This window comes from Rothia gullae (genome assembly GCF_024294905.1).
Taxonomy (GTDB): domain Bacteria; phylum Actinomycetota; class Actinomycetes; order Actinomycetales; family Micrococcaceae; genus Rothia.
In genome coordinates this window covers 23,635-41,703 of the sequence record NZ_JANCOC010000014.1, presented here as the reverse complement: position 1 = coordinate 41,703, position 18,069 = coordinate 23,635, and the positions used below count along the sequence as shown (strand labels likewise).

Genomic DNA, 18,069 nt, shown 5'->3' with positions numbered 1-18,069 from the left:
TTGCCAAAATTAGTAAATTTTGGTTTATTTTTTGCCCTTAAATGGGGGGGGGGCCCGCCAACTGCGCCTATGGTGGGGGGGGGGGGCGGGGGGGGGGCCCCGCCCCCCCCCCTGGGGGGGGGGGGCGCCGTCCGAACGTGGTCCCCGCAGGCGGGGGCCACAAAGCATAAAGCTTAGTGGGCTAAGAAAGCTTACTTAGCTGCCTCTTCAGCCTGTGCAGCCTCGTGCTGCTCCAGGAGCTCGCGCTCCCAAGCTGCCATGGGCTCCTCAGCTGCTTCAGCCTTGCCGGTCTTCTTAGCGTTGCGCTCGATCAGGCCGGCTGCCACTGCGTCAGCAATCACGCGGGTAAGCAGGTTGACAGAGCGGATAGCGTCGTCGTTACCGGGGATCGGGAAAGCAACCTCGTCGGGGTCGCAGTTGGTGTCGAGGATAGCAACAACGGGGATGCCCAGCTTCTGAGCCTCGTTAACTGCCAGGTGCTCCTTCTTGGTGTCAACAACCCACAGGAGGGAGGGAACCTTGGACAGGTTACGGATACCGCCGAGGGTCTTCTCGAGCTTCTCGAACTCGCGACGCATGAGGAGCAGTTCCTTCTTGGTGTAGCGAGAACCTGCTACATCGTCGAAGTCAATCTGCTCGAGTTCCTTCATGCGCTCGATGCTCTTGGAGATGGTGCTGAAGTTGGTCAGCATACCACCGAGCCAGCGGTGGTTCACGTAGGGCATGTTCACGCGGGTTGCCTGCTCAGCGATAACTTCCTGAGCCTGCTTCTTGGTACCCACGAACAGGATGTTGCCACCGTGTGCGACGGTCGACTTAACAGCCTCGTATGCCTTGTCGATGAAGGCGAGGGACTGCTGCAGGTCGATGATGTAGATGCCGTTGCGCTCGGTCAGGATGAAACGCTTCATCTTGGGGTTCCAACGGCGGGTCTGGTGACCGAAGTGAACGCCGGAGTCCAGCATTTCACGCATAGTTACGACGGGCATGTCGTCTCCTTTGTGGTGCGCGCGGACCTCCCATTCGGGCTAGCCCAACGCGCGCATAGTAGTTATCAGTTTTTCCTGGCGGCGGTTAGCGTTTACGGTTACCCGTTCAGCTCAGGCCCTAACCACCCCGTGTGGGTGGACCGAAGGTCCCTTATCGGCTCCCCGTTTGAGGATGCCGCTCACGCCGCGCGTCGTCAGTGATGCTGTGCGGCCCCCTCGAAGAGGGAGAATACCCGCGCAGGCACACTGCAATACGACATTGTACCGTATATTCCGCGATTAATCCGCCGGATTAGGGTTAAAACCTGCACAGGCGCGGCGGGTGTGTGCAGGGGCACTGTGGATAAAGGATTTTAAGGCGAAAACGGCGGGGTTATCCACAATTTTTCGTAAGGCGCTGCGCGGCGGGGCGATTCGTGATGTGCTCAGAAGATGAAGCAGAACATGAAGACATTAGAGGGAACGCTACGGCGCACGATGCTGACGGCGTGCTGCCTGCTGGGTGTGCTCGTGAGTGCGGGTGGGATGGGCGTTACGGGCGGGGTAGGTTTTACCGGTGGTACCGCCTCAAATGCGGAGGCCCCCAGCAGCGCACACGTTCCCCACACCGTTGAGCTCACCGCGAGCCGAGTACGGTACCGCTCCCCCACCGCCGAATCCAGACCGCGGGTGATCCGCCCCTTTGAGAAACCGGCCGAACGCTGGAGCCCCGGGCACCGCGGCGTAGACCTTGCCGTACCCGAGAACGACCGGCGCGTCTACGCACCGGCGCCGGGAAAAGTGGTTTTTAGCGGCACGGTCGTCAACCGCAAAGTACTGGTCATTGCGCATCCGGATGGGCGGCGCAGCACCTTCGAACCCATGGACGAAGCACTCCCTGTGGGCACCACAGTGGCAGCCGGTGAGGTCATCGGCACCGTCGCCGTCACGGCGAGCGGCAACAGCGAGCGCCCCTACCGGCGATGCTCCGCTCCCTGCCTGTACTGGGGCGTACGACAGGGAGGCGCCCGCGGGGACGGCAGCGGCAAGACCGCCGAGTACATCAACCCCATGGGCCTGCTGGGGTCGAAGGAACCGAGCATTCTACTTCCCGTACCGGGCGGATATTAGGCGCGGGTACTGGTTATTAGGCGCGGGTACCGGCGCTCAGCGGGTACAGCTGTGGCCCGTCACCTCAGGGGAAGGAGGCAACGGGCCACAGGATCCAGCCTAAGTTGTGCCCACTAGCGTAGGCGCTAGAGGCAGCTGCTTACTGGAGGATGTCACCGTCATCAGCACCGAACTGGTTCGGCTGTACGGGCTGGTTGGGCTGTGCAGGCTGCTGAGCAGTCTGACCGGACTGAACCGGCTGAGTGGGCTGAACCGGCTGCTCAGTCGGAGGGACATACGCCGGCATTGCCTTGGTCGGTTCATTCTCACCGTAGTTCACGCCGTGCTGCGGGGTGAACACCTGAGTCGGCGAATCATCACCGGCAGTGTAGGCGGTGTTCTGCGCTGGGTAGCCACCCTGTGCCTGGTAACCGGGCTGAGCGGCATAACCATTCTGAGCAGCGTAGCCGCCCTGTGCCTGGTAACCGTTCTGTACGTCTGCCTGGGTTGCACCGTAACCGGTCGCAACACCCGCCGCCGCGCCCAGTGCCGCAGCCGAAGCAGCACGACGCTCACGGCCCTTCGCGCGAGCCGCCGCGATCTTCTTGCGGAACAGGAAGAGCAGAACCAGGATGAGCAGCAGCAGACCCACAATAACCGCATCCACAATCACGTCAGTCATGCTCAGACCGGAAGCCGGAATAGTCAACGCGTTACCGCTAAACACGCCGTTCTCACTCTTGACGCTCAGCTCGCCACCGTTGACGGTGAATTGTACACCGGCACGCGCCAAATCATAGTTGAGGGTGTTCACCTTCTGCTGGTCCAGCGAGGAGAAGGTCGGCGCCTTGAAAATGAGTTCGTAAGGAACACGGTAGTAGTTACCCAGCTTCTGAGCGAGCTTAATATCCGGCTTCAGAGTGTAGTCACTGCCGAAGGGGTGGTAGCCACCGGGGCGGGTGACGGTCACCTTCGAATCGGGCAGGTACTCGTTCAGGCGCTGGTTGAACTCGTTCTGGTCCTTACCGCGAACCTTCACGCTCACGATGGTGGCGTCGCCATCCTGGCGGACCTCAGTCTCGTCATTACTGCCACCAGCAAAAGCGTTCTTCAGAGCCTCTTCTGCACCAGCTACGTCAGAGCTCGGGAAGGAGTAGAGGAAACGTGCTTCCATGGAACCGTCCAGGCCCAGGGAGGTAGCCACCTTCATGCCCTTCATAGTCACCTGCTGCGAAAGGTAACGGCTCAGGTGAAGGACGCTCTTCGATGAGGAAGAGCCAGAGTTGCCGGTGTTATCAACCTGATAGCTGTGGTCGGAGCTGTCCTTCAGGATGACTTCCAGGCCGTTGCCTTCCGGAGAGCACAGCAGCGAGCAGTCCAGCACACCCTTCATGGTCTTACGCACGTAGAAGGTCTTCGACTCTTCCTTGACCTCTCGGGTGTAGCTCAAATCGGTGGTACCTGCACCCAGCAGCTTCTTCAGCTTAGTGTTCAGGTCGTCCAGGGAGGATGCGCTGAAGGTCAGGGTACGACCCACTTCTTCCTTCGCCGCACTGGTAGAAGCAGATGGAGCCATGTAGGTTGCCTGGGAAGACTCCAGACCCTTCTTCAGCTCGGAGCCCTCAGGCTTGACCTGGTTCAGGTAGGCGTCGACCGCAGCGGCGGTCTCCGAGTTCATGATGTCCTTCGCTACGAAGGAGGCAGTAGCAGAGTAGCCACCCTCCTTTTCCTGAAGCTCAAGAACCATCACCTTGAAGCCACGGTCCTGCACGTCCTTCGCAGAGATAGTGGAACCGCCGGAGTTCTTTACCGTCTTATCGCCAAGCTTCACGGTAGTGTCACCGTCACTGGTGAATACGTTGTTCTTGTCAGAGGAGGAGACCACACCATCCACGACCAGAGCTTCAGGGACCCAACCCAGCAGGTTCTTCGACGTGAAGTTCTCCTTCACCTGAATACCCTGCACCAGGCCCTGCTCGGAGTTAATGATGCTGATCTGCGGGTCAATATCGGAGCCTGCTGCCTTCAGGATAGAAGCTACCTTGGTACGGTACTCTTCCACCGAGGAGAAGGGAATAGTGAGGGTAGCGCGCGCCTTGTCACCGTCGGACTGGATACCGCCGTACTCCAGTCCACTCGGCAGATGCTTGCGAATAGAGGCATCCAGAGCCTCCGGACCGCCCTTAATCTTGTCCTTATTGTCCTTGAGATTAAAGGAAACCTGCATAGTGCGGGTACCCTTCTCAGTACTCTCAAGGCCAAGCTGGGTCTCAATCTTCGCACCGCAGGCGCTCAGAATCAGGGCGGCAATGGTCAGCAGAACCGCCAGGAACATCCAGCGCTGACGAGCCGGCGCGCTCGAGGCGTGAGTCATCACGTGCATTCTAGGCTCCCATCAGGCGAATAGCGACGTAGTAAACAATCATGGAGGCAAAAACCCAAGCAGTGCTCAACGCTGCATGCATGATAATCGGGGACTTCGCGAAGCGGCCCAGACGGTTCAGACCCAGGTAGGTGAGAGCTTCGCCCGAGAACACGGCGAAAGCAAGCACCAGGGCAATGAGCATGGTCAGGAAGGACGCACCGTCACTGCTACGGCTGAGGGTCATGAAGAACACGAGCAGGTTCAGCACCAGGAACGAAGGAATGAGCACCAGAGAAGACACCGACACAGCGTGCATGCTTGCGGTGAAGGTAGTCGGTGCCTTGCCGATACGCGCGGTCAGCTGCAGCTGCACACCGCGCAGAACCTGCACACCAAAGATGGCGAGAGCCATCAGCACGTACGCCAGAATCATGCGTCCGGTCGGCACAGCCTGCGAGGCGTAGGCGCCACCGTAGGCACCGCCTCGACCGTACATATAGCCCATCATGGACATCGCGACAGTGGCAGCCAGGATAACCAGCTGGCTGAAGAAGAACGCGCCCACCAGAGCCTGCAGAGTCGTGGGAACAATCCAACCCCACGCACCTGCGGAAGAGATGCGGGCGTGCGCGGTTGCCGGGTTGCTGGAGAAAACGTCCAAGAACGCGTTCCAGGTGGCACCCAGTGCTTTCACCGCCGGATGCGGTGCGCTCGGCGCGTAGACTGCCTGGCCGGGCTGACCGGGCTGAGGCGCAATACCGGGCTGAGCAGTACCGGGCTGAGCGGCACCCGGCTGGGGTGCGGCGGCAGGCTGGCCGGGCTGCGCGGGGGCTGCCTGAGCCTCAGCATTCGGCTGCGCATTAGCGTTTACCTGAGCGGGCTGAGGCGCCTGCTGCGGCTGGACGGGCTGCTGCGGTGCTACCGGTGCGGCAGACTGAACAACATTACCCTGCTGAATCGACTGCATGGGCTGGCTCGGCTGAGCAGCCTGAGCTGCATTACCCGGCTGAGCAGCCTGACCCGGAAGCGAAGCGTCCTGCGCGGGGTGTGCACCGGCATCGTAGCCGTAGCCGCCGGCTACACCCTGCGACGAGTTGGTGGGAGTGTTCTCCGACATTGAGATCCTCTCGTATGGTGTGTGGAAGCAACACCTACCGGCTGAATCGGCATCTACCGGCGGCATCGCGCTGTCTTTCGTGACAAGACTCTTCAACCCTACCGTATAGAACGCTATGGTGCGTCTTCGTTCGTCATTTACTCATTTTCATCACCGGTGATGCATGCCATGCACAAAAATAAGCGCCCTGAGTGTACGACAAAAGAGCACGAAAAGAGGGCGCGAAAAAGCCCCGCCCGCCGACAAGTGGGTGAAGTCGACAGGCGGGGCCGTAGGGAGTGCGGGGCTCGAACCCGCGACCAAGGGATTATGAGTCCCCTGCTCTAACCGGCTGAGCTAACTCCCCATCCGGTGCAGTGACGGCGCGCAATAGGCGTCAGCACCATTCTCTAGAGTACATGAACGGCGACTGAGAACGAAAAACACTCTACTCCTACTCAACGCTCAGAATCTAGAGAAGCTTAACGGCGCGAATCCAGGTAACGCTGGTACGGAGCGTCGCTCACGTACAGTTCCTCAAAGGTGCGCCAGGTGTTCTCAGCACTGTGGAAGCCCACGATGCGGCGGGACTCGCGGCCCATCTGCTCACGCTCAGAGGCGGGCAGGGAGAGCACAGCCTCCAGCTTCTTCGCCAAATCCTGAGCGTTATTGGGTTCGAAGAGGTAGCCGTTCACACCGTCCTCCACCAGGTGCGGCAGAGCCAGCGCGTTCGCAAGCACCACGGGGGTGGAGGCGCTCATCGCCTCCAGGGAAACCAAGGACTGCAGCTCGGCGGTACCGGGCTGGCAGAACACGTCAGCCATCTGGTACACCTCGGGCAGATGCTCATCTGGAACGAAGCCACGGAAAATCACGCGGTCGGACACGCCGCAATCGTGTGCCTTCTGCTCGAGAGCTTCACGCAACTCACCACCACCGGCGATATCCAGCACCACGTGCTCGAGGGTATCGGGTAGCAGGGAGAGCGCCTCAATGAGCACGTCCACGTTCTTCTCTTCGGCAAGGCGACCCACGAAGGCGATACGCAGCTCACCGGGAACCTTGCCGGCGTCAGCACCCTCAGCCAGCTCGTAATCGCTAATCTCAATACCGTTAGAAACAGGCATGACGGGGCGGTCAAAATGACCCAGGTCGCGCATCGCATCCGCACCAATCTGGGTGGGGGTGGTAACGACCGCAGTCTTAGAGAAGCAGAAACGCATATCCTTCCAGGTGACCTTCTCAATCACCCGCTTCACTGCGTAGGGGAAGGGCAGGAACGGGTCAAGATTCGCCGGCATGAAGTGGTTCGTGGAGATGACACGGATACCGCGGCGCTTCGCCTGGAAGATGAGGGCGCGACCAATAATGTAGTGGCACTGCACGTGTACCACGTCCGGACGGACCTCGTCAAGGATTGCGCCGACCTCGGACCAAATCTCCCAGGGCACGCAGATGCGGTTCGTCTCGTGGGTCGGGGGCAGATGCGAGCGCAGGCGGTGCTCCACGATGCCGCCCTCTACTTCGGTGCGGTAGCTGGGACCGGGGATGGGGCTGGCGGCGACCACGTGTACGGAGTGGCCTCGCTTGAGCATGGAGGTGGCGAGGCGGTGACCGAATTGTGCTGCACCGTTGATGTCCGGCGGGTAGGTTTCTGCGCCAATCAGAATCGTCTTTGCCTGTTCCATGACGGGGCTCCTCATCGGGGTGTAGTGTATCTCGGTGACTTTGGGGTTTCAGGTGCGACGGTGCGCCGCTTCTGCCTCTGTCTGCCGCGTGCACCGGGTGGGTCCAGTACGTACAGCACTTGTCTATTCTACCTGTGAGCTGCGCCCTTCTCCGAGTTGTGGCGGGCGGCTTTGGCTGGGAGTTATCTCTAAACCTCACGTTGAGACAGAAGTCGACAACCTGCCCGTAGAGGCACAAACGCCCCGATACTCGTATCGGGGCGTTTGGATGCGTGGCATTAAACCTGTACCGGTTTTAGCGGCGAACAGTGTTTAGCGGCGAACCAGGCGGTTCAGGAAGTGCAGGACGGTTGCAATGGATACACCCAGTGCTGCAAAGGACTTCCAGCGTGCCTGCAGAACCTCGGGCTTGCGCACGTTCTCTGCCAGGCCGCGGCCGGTAGCTGCTGCACCTGCGGCAACCTCGGAGGGCACTGCCTTGAGAGCGTCCAGAGCCTGCTGGGTGTTGTTCTGAACGTCGCCGGTGTAGGACTGCAGGTCGTCGCGCAGGGCTGCCAGGTGCTGGCGGCGTTCTGCGGTCCGCTGCTTGAGCTCTTCGAAGGTCGGCGGCTTGGGCTCTTCCTCACCGCGCGCCTTGCGCTCTTCAGCTTCCTGACGTGCGCGTTCTGCTGCTTCTTCAGCTTCCTTAGCCTTCTGCTCTGCACGCTCTGCCTGTTCCTTCTTCAGGCGCTCAGCAGACATGGCGGTACCTTCCTTGAGTACACCGAGGTCGAAGAGCAGACCGAAGATTGCGGATTCGGGCTTGAACGGCAGCTGTGCCTTGACCTTCTTCAGACCGACCAGAGCGCAGATTGCCAGGACGATGAGGAAGATGAGGGCGAAGACCAGCGCGGATGCCCAGTAGGGCATGACGGTGCCGAGGCCGAGGATTGCTGCGGCGACCAGCGCAATAATCAGGAACAGACCGAAGACTGCTGCGACACCGAAGAAGGCTGCGCCCTTACCAACGGCGATGCCCTTGGTCTTCAGCTCGTGCTTTGCAATCTGGATTTCGTCCTTGACCTGGCTGGGTCCGAGGGTCTTGAAGGTTTTGCCAGCGTCAATGATGTTCGCGACGCCGGACTTAATCCCGCTGATGCCAGCAAAGAAACGCTTAGGTGCCTTGGGATTAGTAGTAGTGGTCATGACCACCTCTCCGTGACGTGTTTTTGGAGGCTTCTTTTTCGCACTCCACCTCCTATAGTTTAGCCCCTTATGATACCTCAGCGTGACCGTTTGGGCGGGGGTTTGCGCTATCTCTTCAGGTATTTTCGACTTTCTGGAGGCTGCATTGAGCTGCAGGCGTAGCTTTCCGGGTTTGGTTGCGCCTGTGGATTTGCGCTGGAGTAGGCGTGAGAGGATGCCGATGGGCCGCTCCCCCGCCGTACGTTAGGTGGGCGTGTGGCATGTGTGGGCGGAGAACTTCTCTGTGCGTTAGATTTCATATTTTTGCAGGGTACATTTTTGCAGGGTGAAGTATCTTTGCCTCGCCGAGGGCGTAAGCCCGAGAACCTGGAGCATGCGCCCCAGCGCTCACGTAGGGTGGAGTGGTTACTGATTCATGACTTGAAGAGAACGTTCCGACTGGACTCGAACTAGCGAGGCGAAGATTTTCCGAGCGCGCGAGGAACCAAAAATCTCAACCACCCCGTATGCCACTGTTGCTCTGGACTCGAACCAGACGGAGCCTGGAGCAGGCGCCCCAGCGCCTGCGTATGGCGGAGTGGTTACTGGTTCGAGCCAGGGCAACAGATAAAGCAAGAATCCCCAGGGCAGAGCCCTGAGGATTCTTGCTTTATGCGCTCCCCCGACTGGACTCGAACCAGTAACCCTTCGATTAACAGTCGAATGCTCTGCCAATTGAGCTACGGGGGATTATTTTGTTTTCATTGCTGGTTTCCCTTGCAACGAGTAATAACTATACCGGGGCTGTTTGGGCTCCGCAACTTGAAATGCTATGAAGTGCCTCACGTTAGGGTTGTGTGGCTGGTTTGGGTGGTGAAAGAGGCTTCTACCCAGCGGTGCCCCAGCTACCTGTGGAACGTAGAGGTTCTGCAGGTAGCCGGGGTATTCACAAGGAACCGTGCTTAGCCGCGCTGTGCGCTGAGCTGGCGGCGGCGCATTTCCAGTTCGAGGAGCTGACGCTGTACCGCTTCGAACTCTTTGTCGTCGGGGTTTGCGCTGAGCTGCTCTAGGCGCATCATCAGGTCGGATTTTTGGCGAGCGATTTGCTGTTCAAACAGGGCATTGAGCGCACCAGTAACAAAACCGGGCAGACGCTCAGCGCTGCTGACCGGTAGCGGTGAGACGGCGAGCTCCGCGATGGTGGGGTGTACACCCTCCACAGCACCGGAGCGCACGCAGTTGATCCATTCGATGCCGGGGGTGGGCGCCATGACGGTTGCCGCGTGAATAATGCCGGCGGCCACCTCCCGGTGGGTGCGGTAGCGGAACTGCACGGTGGCGAGGTTACGCCACTGTTCCACGCTGATGAGCTCGGGGTGCTGCAGGGCAATCTCGATCGCTGCCTTTTCGAGGCGGGCAACCGGGTCGCGCGGGTCGGGGGTGAGGAACTCCTCGACGGCGGGGGCGGTCGCCTCCGGCTGGGGTGCGGCGGGCTGAATGCTGCTCGGCGGGTGCGCGGCAGCGTTCTGCCCGGCGTAGGCGCTGGGTGCGGCGTAATCTTCCGGGGGCGGTGCATCGTAGGCGGGGTCGTAGGGCGCGTCAGCATGAACTGCCCCCTGAACACCCGTATAACCCGGCGTGCCCGCGTATCCCGGCATGCCCGGCACGCCCTGCGGCTCCTCGTTCAGACGCTCGTAACGCGGTGCGGTTGCGGGAGCCTCCACCTGCTGGGAGCGAGAAAGCTTCGGGTGGTTCTGCGCGTAAGCCACGGCACGCTGAATCTCGTCGAGCTCCAGCCCGAGCTGACCGGATACCTTACGCATGTAGGCCGGGCGCAGGTCGCGGTCCTTAATGCCGGCGATAATCGGGGCGATAGCGCGCATCGCCAACACGCGGCCTTCAAGGGTCGCCAAATCGTACTTGGCGAGGGTCGAATCAATCGCAAACTCAAAGAGCGGGCGGCGCGAAGCAATCAGCGAGCGCACGGCGGCATCGCCCTTGTGCAGGCGCAGGTCGCAGGGATCCATGCCGTTCTCAGCAACCGCCACGAAGGTCTGCGCAACGAAGCGCTGGTCCTCCTGGAAAGCGGCCATGGCGGCTTTCTGGCCTGCGGCATCACCGTCGAAAGTGAAGATGATTTCACCGCCGGAGCCGTCGTCGGTAATCATGCGGCGCACCATCTTGATGTGGCCGGGACCGAACGCTGTACCGCAGGTGGCAACGGCGGTGGTGATGCCGGCGAGATGTGCTGCCATGACGTCCGTGTAGCCTTCTACGATAACGACCTGCTTGGTCTTGGTCATGTCGCGTTTTGCCAGGTCAATACCGTAAAGCACCTGGGATTTCTTGTACAGCTGCGTCTCGGGGGTGTTCAGGTATTTGGGGCCCTGATCGTCGTCGAAGAGGCGGCGGGCACCGAAACCGATCGTTTCACCGGCGATGGTGCGAATCGGCCAGATGATGCGGCCGCGGAAGCGGTCGTACAGGCCGCGGTTTCCCTCTGAGAACATGCCGGTCGCCTTCAGCTCCTCGTCCGTGAAGCCCTGGGAGCGAAGGTGCTTGAGCAGGTGGTCCCAGCCGCGCGGGGCGTAGCCGACACCGAACTTGCGGGTTGCGGCGGGGTCGAAACCGCGGGCGCCAAGGAAGCGCTGCGCCTCCTGAGCATCAGCGCCGTAGAGGTTGCGTTCAAAGAACTCGGCGGCAATCTTGTGCGCGTCGAGCAGGCGGCGGCGCATACCCGCCTCGTAGCGGTCGCCGGGCTTACCGCCCTCATAATGCAGGGTGTAACCAATACGGGCGGCTAGACGCTCCACCGTCTCAACGAAGCTGGTGTGTTCCATCGCCATGACGAAGGAGTACACGTCACCGGATTCACCGCAGCCAAAGCAGTGGTACGAGCCAACCTGCGGGCGCACATTGAAGGAGGGCGTGCGCTCGTCGTGGAACGGGCACAGCCCCTTGAAGGTGCCTATACCGGCGCTTTTGAGGCTCACATAGCCTTCAATGATTTCGCGAATATCGGTACGGGCGCGGACTTCGTCAATGTCTTCTTTGCGGATTAATCCAGCCATAAACTCAATTCTACGGTGAGGGTCAACAGGTAGCGTCTGCAGGCGTTGCAGGAGCGGCAACATAGCGCACGAACAGGCTCATAAAAAGGATGCGCCGCGACGCGCAAACAGCACGCCGCGGCATACAAGTCAGGTGTTTAGCCGCCGGAAATATCCAGCTCAGCCTCCACCAGGCCCAGACGCTCAGCGTCCCCCAGGATACGCGAATCCAGCCAGCCATCGGGCAGGTGCGGCTGCTTGGGGCTGCCGGCGCGACCGCGCGAGCCCTCAACGGCGGCACCCGGGTAACCAATCGAGTGGTCCAGCTGAGCAATCAGCTCACGGAACGTCGCCAGGTCGGGCACCTGAGCCATCTTCGCGCGCAGCTCACCACCAACCGGGTACCCCTTGAAGTACCACGCCACGTGCTTGCGGATCTCGCGCAGGCCTCGGGTCTCATCACTGAAAGTTTCCACCAGCAGTTCTGCGTGGCGGTAAATCATGTCCGACACCTCAGTCAGGGTCGGGCGGATACGCGCCGACGAACCCTCAAACGCATTCTGCAGGTCCCCAAATAGCCACGGGCGACCCTGGCAGCCGCGACCAATCACCACGCCGTCCACGCCGGTCTGCTCAACCATGCGCACCGCGTCCTCGGCAGAGAAAATATCGCCATTACCCAGAATCGGCACATCCGGAATCAGCTCACGCAGCTGCGCAATAGAATCCCAGTCAGCCTTACCCGAATAATGCTGAGCCGCAGTACGACCGTGCAGGGCAATCGCCGCGACACCGGCATCACGAGCAATCTTGGCGGACTCCAAGAACGTAATGTGGTCATCGTCGATGCCCTTACGCATCTTAATAGTCAGCGGAATATCGTTGCGGGACGCCTCCTTCACCGCGGTCTGCACAATCGCAGTGAACAGGTCAGTCTTCCAGGGCAGGGCGGCACCGCCACCGCGGCGAGTCACCTTAGGAGCCGGGCAGCCAAAGTTCAAGTCAATGTGGTCGGCACGGTCCTCTTCAACGACCATGCGCACAGCCTTACCGACGTTGACCGCGTCCACACCGTAAATCTGGATGGAGCGGATCTTCTCGTCCGGGTCATGCTCAATAATGCGCATGGACTCGGGCTTACGCTCCACCAGGGCGCGCGCAGTCACCATTTCGGTAACGTACAGGCCGCCGCCATATTCACTGCAGAGGCGGCGGAAAGCCTTATTGGTCACGCCAGCCATCGGGGCGAGAACCACGGGAGTATCAACGGTCAGATTGCCCAGTTTCAGGGGCGGAAGGGTAAGACGGGGTGCTTCAGAATTCACCCCTATATTGTGGCATACGGGGGCAAATCGAGAACCGGACTCAGCTGAGGGGGTACAGGAGCCCAGTGCAAGCTCAGCAACCGTGAGGAGGCGCAGGTACGCGAGAGGGGCGGAGGAGCATTCCACTCCCCCGCCCCTTCAGCAAGAGTCAGCCAGCAGGCTCGGTACCGAGAATCTACCTAGTAACCTACTCGGTCACGTAAATATAGGTCGGGTCGCCCTCCACCGAGGCGGTACCGGCACGCAGCAGCACGTCAGTCACCTGAACCAGCGCCTCCATGGCATCATCAACCTCAACCAGCACCGGATACTTAGCGCTCAGCAGGGACAACACCTGCATAATCGCCTCCACGGCGCCCTCATTATCGAAGTCATAGCCCAGCAGCAGTTCGGTGGCGGTGTTCTCATTCACCAGCGCTGCCTCCGGGTCGGTCTCGAAGGGGTGGTAGCTCACCGCAAACGCCACAATCGGGCCCTTCTTACCCTCGGCGGCAGCCTCACGAATATGATCGCGAAGCACCACGGCACCAAAAGCACGCACCTCATCCGAGAGGAAGTAGCGGTTCACCGTGCCCAAACCCACCTCGGCGGGAACATCCCACTCGTGGGCGCGGCGGTAGAAATCCCACAGCGCGGCTGTCAGCTCCACCGAACCGGTCGCCAAATCCTCAATCGCCTGAGTCTCATTACCATCAGCGTCCTCACGCAAAGACACCGGAGGAATCGCACCCGGCTCCACACGCACCATACGGGAACGGTGAACCATCTTCATACCAGCCACCTGCGCGAACTCCTCACCGTCACTAAACGGCGCCAACTTCACACGCAGAGCCGTGGTCTGACCGTGCGCCGCCGCAATCTCACGCAACGCATCCAGCAGGGCAGTACCAATACCCTGACGGCGGTGATCAGCCGCAACCTCCACATAGGACCACAGACGCGTCGGATGCAGCAGCGAAGCCACCACAGTACCCGCAGCCACCGGCACGCCGGAAACAGTCACCACCAGGGTACGGCTAAACGGCGCGTCACTGTCCGGGCCAAAGAGGCCACGCTGGCGCTCCTCAACCTCATTGCGGGCAGAGTTCCAAATCTCAAGCAGGGCAAGGTCATCACCCTCCTGCCAAGGGCGAATCTCAAATTTTTCGCTGAGGCGTTCAGCCATGTCCGTGTACCGTTCCTTCGCTCGCGTCAATCATGCCAATCAGTCTAACCAGGGTAGCCCAAATACACGACGGCGGGTAGCCTCTTTCGCTCTAAGAAGCTACCCGCCGACCATGTTATAAATTATTTTTAGCCTGCCAGGCGTGCAGCCAGGTAAGACTTCACCTGATCCAGAGCCACACGCTCCTGGTTCATGGTGTCGCGCTCGCGGATGGTCACAGCCTGATCCTCAAGAGTGTCAAAGTCCACGGTGATGCAGAACGGGGTACCAATCTCGTCCTGGCGGCGGTAACGGCGGCCAATAGCGCCCGCCTCGTCGTAGTCCACGTTCCACAGGCCGCGCAGCTCATTCGCCAGCTTAGTTGCCGGCTCAGACAGTTCTGCCTTCTTCGACAGCGGCAGAACAGCAGCCTTCACCGGTGCCAGGCGCGGGTCAAGCTTCAGCACGACGCGCTTATCCACGCCACCCTTAGTGTTCGGTGCCTCATCCTCGACGTATGCGTCAACAAGGAACGCCATCATGGAGCGGGTCAGACCGAAGGACGGCTCAATCACGTACGGCACGTAACGCTCACCGGTAGCCTGGTCGAAGTACTCAAGCTTCGCGTTAGAGTGCTCATTGTGCACACCCAGGTCATAATCGGTACGGTTCGCGACACCCATCAGCTCGCCCCACTCGGAACCCTGGAAGCCGAAGCGGTACTCAACGTCAATAGTGCCAGCCGAGTAGTGTGCACGCTCCTCCTTAGGAACGTCGAAGCGGCGCATGTTATCCGGGTTAATACCCAGGTCAACGAACCAGTTCCAGCAATCCTCAACCCACTCGTTGAAGTACTTATCAGCGTCATCCGGGTGTACGAAGTACTCGATTTCCATCTGCTCGAACTCACGAGTACGGAAAATAAAGTTACCGGGAGTAATCTCGTTACGGAACGACTTACCAATCTGGCCAATACCGAACGGCGGGCGCTTACGAGAAGCAGTGACCACATTGTTGAAGTTCACGAAAATACCCTGAGCGGTCTCCGGGCGCAGGAAGTGCAGACCCTCCTCATTATCAACCGGGCCCAGGTAAGTCTTCATCAGACCGGAGAAGTTCTGCGGCTCAGTCCACTCACCACGAGTGCCACAGTTCGGGCAAGCAATCTCTTCCATGCCCTCAGCCGCGCGGCCCTTCTTCGCCTCAAAGTTCTCCAGCAGGTGATCCTGACGCAGACGCTTGTGGCACGACAGGCACTCAACCAGCGGGTCGGTGAAGGTCGCCACGTGACCGGACGCCTCCCACACCGCACGAGGCAGAATAACGGAGGAGTCCAGGCCAACCATATCCGCACGAGAGCGGACGAAACGCTGCCACCACTGCTGACGGATGTTTTCCTTCAGCTCTGCACCGAGGGGGCCGTAGTCCCATGCGGAGCGGGAACCGCCGTAAATTTCACCGGCCTGGAAAACAAAGCCGCGGCGCTTCGCGAGCGCAATAACGTTATCGAGGGTGGACTTTTCAGCCATAGTTACTCCTTCTGCCCCGCCACCGGCTGTGACGTGCGTGAGTTCGGGTTCATAAGGGACGTCGCCCAGAACGGGGCGCCCGTATTCGCGCTCATCGGCGCAATATGCACACTTTTTGATGCAAGACACTAGGGTACCATCACCACCCCACCCCTGGGTATGCATACCCGACCCACCACTCCCCCATTTTTGCCGGACACCAGGATGCACCCGGCGGGATAAACTAGAGAGCATGGAAGAAATTTTTATTCGCGATGACATGATCCGCCTCGGCCAGTTCCTCAAGCTCGCCAACCTCGTAGAGGACGGCGCGAAGGCACGCGAGGTCATTCAGCACGGCCTGGTAAAGGTCAACGGCGACATTGAGGAAGCACGCGGCAAGCAGCTGCACCCCGGCGACACCGTGACCCTCAACGGCGTGACCGTGAAGGTTGCGCACGAGGACTAGTCCTCTCTCTACTTGGTTAGTGCTTGGTTAGGGCTACATGCGAGGGACGGCGTTCGTCCTCGTTCCTCCCCTCACTAAGCAGGGGCGGGGCGCCACATATTTCCTCCGCGCCTACGCAGGGGCACCCGTCACCCGGACGCTCCGCCCTCTCCTCGCTCCGCATCGGAGAGCGTCCGGGCTGACACCCTGAGGGCGCATCCGGAAAACGCGGCCGCACCCGCACAGTACCCCAGCGAGGAAAGGCGGTATCGTCCGAACGTGACATCAGGGTGCCCGAAGCGAAGCGAGGGCAGGTTCCCTGTAGGAACGAGGACGATAACCACCTTTCCAAGCGGAACCGGGCATCCCAAGCAGAAGCAAAAGCTCAACGTAAGCCCCCGGGTCGTCATGACCCGAGGGCTTTCCATATAGTCGGTTTAGGCGTCAGAACCCTCGGCGGTGCCGGTCGCCTCCGCAACCTTCTGCGCACGAATACGCGGCTCCTTACCCTGCACCTTCACCTCCAGGAACTCGCCCACATGGCGAATCTCCATGGGGCCAACGCCGTGGCCGATACCGGCGTACAGCACCTTGATGCCGTCGGTGTACTTGCGGATCCAGTCGTAGGTGTAGTTCACTATCTCCTGCGGGATGACGGGGTCTTCCTGGTCGCGGCCGAAGAACACCGGCAGTTCGGTCTTCTTCAGCTCCTCGTCCTTGAAGTACGGCGAATCCGAGTCCACGGCGTAGCCGGACAGACCCACCACTGCGGCAAACTCGCCGGGAGCGTGACGCACCATCGAAGTTGCGATGCCCATACCCTGCGAGAAGCCCAGCAGGGTCACCGAAGCGTACGGTTCACGGTTCGCGCGCGCCCACTCCAGCACGTAGTCGCTCGCCTGCTCAATGGCGCGCTGATCAGATTCAAGCTGCTGATTCAGCGGGTACCACTGGTAGCCGATAGCGTCTGCGGCAATGTAGGCGCCGGTCGAGTCCGCGGAGAACTGGCTGCCAACCGGCTGCGGTGCACGCATGGAGGCGTAGGTGAAGCCCTCCTGCGGAAGGTGCGCCGCCAGGGACAGCAAATCGTGCTCCTGGGAGCCGTAGCCGTGCAGCATGAGCACCAGGTGGGTGCCTGCACGTTCGTTCTCGGGGCGGGTGTATTCGACGACGTATTTGTTTTCGCTCATGAACCCATCTTAGCGAGGACTACCCCACAAACCTGCACCGCAGGTTCCGCCGCTAGCTTGACCCTCACCTAACGTGAGGTTTTAGAGTGAAACCATGGACGCGAACATAACACCACCTGACGGGCAGCACAAATACACCGTAGGAGAAGCGGCATCACTACACGGGCTCACAGTGCGCACGCTTCACCACTGGGAGCAGCGAGGCTTGCTCAACCCGGCACATGATGAGTTCAACGGGTACCGGTACTACACCGATACAGACCTTGAACGAATCACCGTCATCATGGGATACCGCGCCATCGGCATGAGCCTTGACGCTATTCGCAACATACTGCAGGATCGGGCGAACAGCACCGAGCATCTGCTCGCTCAGCGGGATATGCTTCAACGCAAAATCGCCGCGTACGGGCACATGCTTGAAACCATCGAACACCTTTTGGAGGACACCATGGCACCTAAAAATGAGCAGCTCAGCGCTGCCGAAAAAGCAGAGATTATGGGCGAAGGGTTCAGCCTCGCCCACCAGCAGGAAGCGCAGGAACGTTACGGAAAAACTGACGACTGGGCTGAATACCAGCGCCGAACTGCAACGATGAACCGTGCCGACTGGCAGAACGGCAAACAGCAGGTTGACGAGGTAGAACAGGCCCTCGTCGAGGCGTTCAACCGCGGCGTGCAGCCGGGCAGCGAGGAGGCGAACGCGCTCGCCGAGCGGCACCGCGCCTCCCTGTTCTTCTTTGAGGTCACCCCCGCCAAGCACGCTATTCTAGCCCGCGGTTACGTTGAGGATGCCCGCTTCAAGGCGCACTACGAGAAGCTTGCGACCGGGCTCGCGGAGTGGTTGCGGGATGTCATCTACGAGAATGCTCGTGTACACGGTATTGACCCGCAGGAAGCTACCTGGGGGTAAGCCTCCGGAGTGGAGATACCTAGTAACTCAGCTTAAGTAGCCGAGCATGCCAGCTGAGCACAGAAAAACGCCCGGTATTCCCAACGTTGGGAATACCGGGCGT

The 18,069-nt window shown here is 60.3% G+C and carries 13 protein-coding genes and 2 tRNA genes; 3 read left to right on the top strand and 12 right to left on the bottom strand.

Features of this window, described 5'->3' with window-relative positions; all coding sequences use genetic code 11:
- Window positions 1-191: 191 nt before the first annotated feature.
- Window positions 192-989 (bottom strand): 30S ribosomal protein S2, encoded by a 798-nt coding sequence (rpsB, locus tag NML54_RS08130; RefSeq protein WP_254757371.1) that lies wholly within the window; start codon window positions 987-989, stop codon window positions 192-194.
- 444 nt (window positions 990-1,433) lie between these two features.
- On the opposite strand from rpsB, the gene NML54_RS08125 reads away from it, so the two are divergent.
- Entirely contained in the window at window positions 1,434-2,099 is a 666-nt protein-coding gene (locus NML54_RS08125) for a M23 family metallopeptidase (protein WP_254757369.1), read from the top strand.
- Window positions 2,100-2,238: 139 nt separating this feature from the next.
- Here NML54_RS08125 and NML54_RS08120 read toward each other — a convergent pair whose 3' ends face one another.
- The 10 genes from NML54_RS08120 to NML54_RS08075 form a co-directional block, all read right to left on the bottom strand.
- Entirely contained in the window at window positions 2,239-4,452 is a 2,214-nt protein-coding gene (locus NML54_RS08120; protein WP_254757367.1) for a flagellar motor protein, read from the bottom strand.
- 10 nt (window positions 4,453-4,462) lie between these two features.
- Window positions 4,463-5,560 (bottom strand): hypothetical protein, encoded by a 1,098-nt coding sequence (locus NML54_RS08115; RefSeq protein ID WP_254757365.1) that lies wholly within the window; start codon window positions 5,558-5,560, stop codon window positions 4,463-4,465.
- 272 nt (window positions 5,561-5,832) lie between these two features.
- Window positions 5,833-5,906 (bottom strand) — tRNA-Ile (locus NML54_RS08110).
- 115 nt (window positions 5,907-6,021) lie between these two features.
- Window positions 6,022-7,227 (bottom strand): glycosyltransferase, encoded by a 1,206-nt coding sequence (locus tag NML54_RS08105; RefSeq protein ID WP_254757363.1) that lies wholly within the window; start codon window positions 7,225-7,227, stop codon window positions 6,022-6,024.
- A gap of 312 nt (window positions 7,228-7,539) precedes the next feature.
- Window positions 7,540-8,412 carry a phage holin family protein gene (locus tag NML54_RS08100; RefSeq protein ID WP_254757361.1) on the bottom strand — a complete coding sequence of 291 codons (873 nt, stop codon included), beginning with the start codon at window positions 8,410-8,412 and terminating at the stop codon, window positions 7,540-7,542.
- Window positions 8,413-9,068: 656 nt separating this feature from the next.
- Window positions 9,069-9,141: transfer RNA gene (locus NML54_RS08095), tRNA-Asn, on the bottom strand.
- Between the two features lie 212 nt (window positions 9,142-9,353).
- Window positions 9,354-11,462, bottom strand: coding sequence for a DNA primase (gene dnaG / locus NML54_RS08090; RefSeq protein WP_254757359.1), 2,109 nt, complete (start codon window positions 11,460-11,462; stop codon window positions 9,354-9,356).
- A 137-nt stretch (window positions 11,463-11,599) separates the two neighbouring features.
- On the bottom strand, window positions 11,600-12,766 hold the full coding sequence (gene dusB / locus NML54_RS08085; RefSeq protein ID WP_254757357.1) for a tRNA dihydrouridine synthase DusB: 1,167 nt from the start codon (window positions 12,764-12,766) through the stop codon (window positions 11,600-11,602).
- 187 nt (window positions 12,767-12,953) lie between these two features.
- Window positions 12,954-13,931 carry a GNAT family N-acetyltransferase gene (locus tag NML54_RS08080; protein ID WP_254757355.1) on the bottom strand — a complete coding sequence of 326 codons (978 nt, stop codon included), beginning with the start codon at window positions 13,929-13,931 and terminating at the stop codon, window positions 12,954-12,956.
- A 128-nt stretch (window positions 13,932-14,059) separates the two neighbouring features.
- Complete coding sequence (locus NML54_RS08075; protein ID WP_005507052.1) at window positions 14,060-15,439, bottom strand: glycine--tRNA ligase; 1,380 nt, start codon at window positions 15,437-15,439, stop codon at window positions 14,060-14,062.
- 232 nt (window positions 15,440-15,671) lie between these two features.
- Between NML54_RS08075 and NML54_RS08070 the strand changes: the two genes are divergently transcribed.
- Complete coding sequence (locus NML54_RS08070; RefSeq protein ID WP_254757353.1) at window positions 15,672-15,887, top strand: RNA-binding S4 domain-containing protein; 216 nt, start codon at window positions 15,672-15,674, stop codon at window positions 15,885-15,887.
- Window positions 15,888-16,303: 416 nt separating this feature from the next.
- Here NML54_RS08070 and NML54_RS08065 read toward each other — a convergent pair whose 3' ends face one another.
- Window positions 16,304-17,056 carry an alpha/beta hydrolase gene (locus NML54_RS08065; protein ID WP_254757351.1) on the bottom strand — a complete coding sequence of 251 codons (753 nt, stop codon included), beginning with the start codon at window positions 17,054-17,056 and terminating at the stop codon, window positions 16,304-16,306.
- A gap of 94 nt (window positions 17,057-17,150) precedes the next feature.
- Between NML54_RS08065 and NML54_RS08060 the strand changes: the two genes are divergently transcribed.
- Window positions 17,151-17,966, top strand: coding sequence for a MerR family transcriptional regulator (locus NML54_RS08060; protein WP_256500365.1), 816 nt, complete (start codon window positions 17,151-17,153; stop codon window positions 17,964-17,966).
- Window positions 17,967-18,069 lie beyond the last annotated feature (103 nt).

Bases quoted from the DNA above. Each gene is read 5' to 3' on its own strand.
- rpsB (WP_254757371.1), bottom strand. From the start codon at position 989: ATGCCCGTCGTAACTATGCGTGAAATGCTGGACTCCGGCGTTCACTTC.
- NML54_RS08125 (WP_254757369.1), top strand. From the start codon at position 1,434: ATGAAGACATTAGAGGGAACGCTACGGCGCACGATGCTGACGGCGTGC.
- NML54_RS08120 (WP_254757367.1), bottom strand. From the start codon at position 4,452: ATGACTCACGCCTCGAGCGCGCCGGCTCGTCAGCGCTGGATGTTCCTG.
- NML54_RS08115 (WP_254757365.1), bottom strand. From the start codon at position 5,560: ATGTCGGAGAACACTCCCACCAACTCGTCGCAGGGTGTAGCCGGCGGC.
- NML54_RS08105 (WP_254757363.1), bottom strand. From the start codon at position 7,227: ATGGAACAGGCAAAGACGATTCTGATTGGCGCAGAAACCTACCCGCCG.
- NML54_RS08100 (WP_254757361.1), bottom strand. From the start codon at position 8,412: ATGACCACTACTACTAATCCCAAGGCACCTAAGCGTTTCTTTGCTGGC.
- dnaG (WP_254757359.1), bottom strand. From the start codon at position 11,462: ATGGCTGGATTAATCCGCAAAGAAGACATTGACGAAGTCCGCGCCCGT.
- NML54_RS08080 (WP_254757355.1), bottom strand. From the start codon at position 13,931: ATGGCTGAACGCCTCAGCGAAAAATTTGAGATTCGCCCTTGGCAGGAG.
- NML54_RS08075 (WP_005507052.1), bottom strand. From the start codon at position 15,439: ATGGCTGAAAAGTCCACCCTCGATAACGTTATTGCGCTCGCGAAGCGC.
- NML54_RS08070 (WP_254757353.1), top strand. From the start codon at position 15,672: ATGGAAGAAATTTTTATTCGCGATGACATGATCCGCCTCGGCCAGTTC.
- NML54_RS08065 (WP_254757351.1), bottom strand. From the start codon at position 17,056: ATGAGCGAAAACAAATACGTCGTCGAATACACCCGCCCCGAGAACGAA.
- NML54_RS08060 (WP_256500365.1), top strand. From the start codon at position 17,151: ATGGACGCGAACATAACACCACCTGACGGGCAGCACAAATACACCGTA.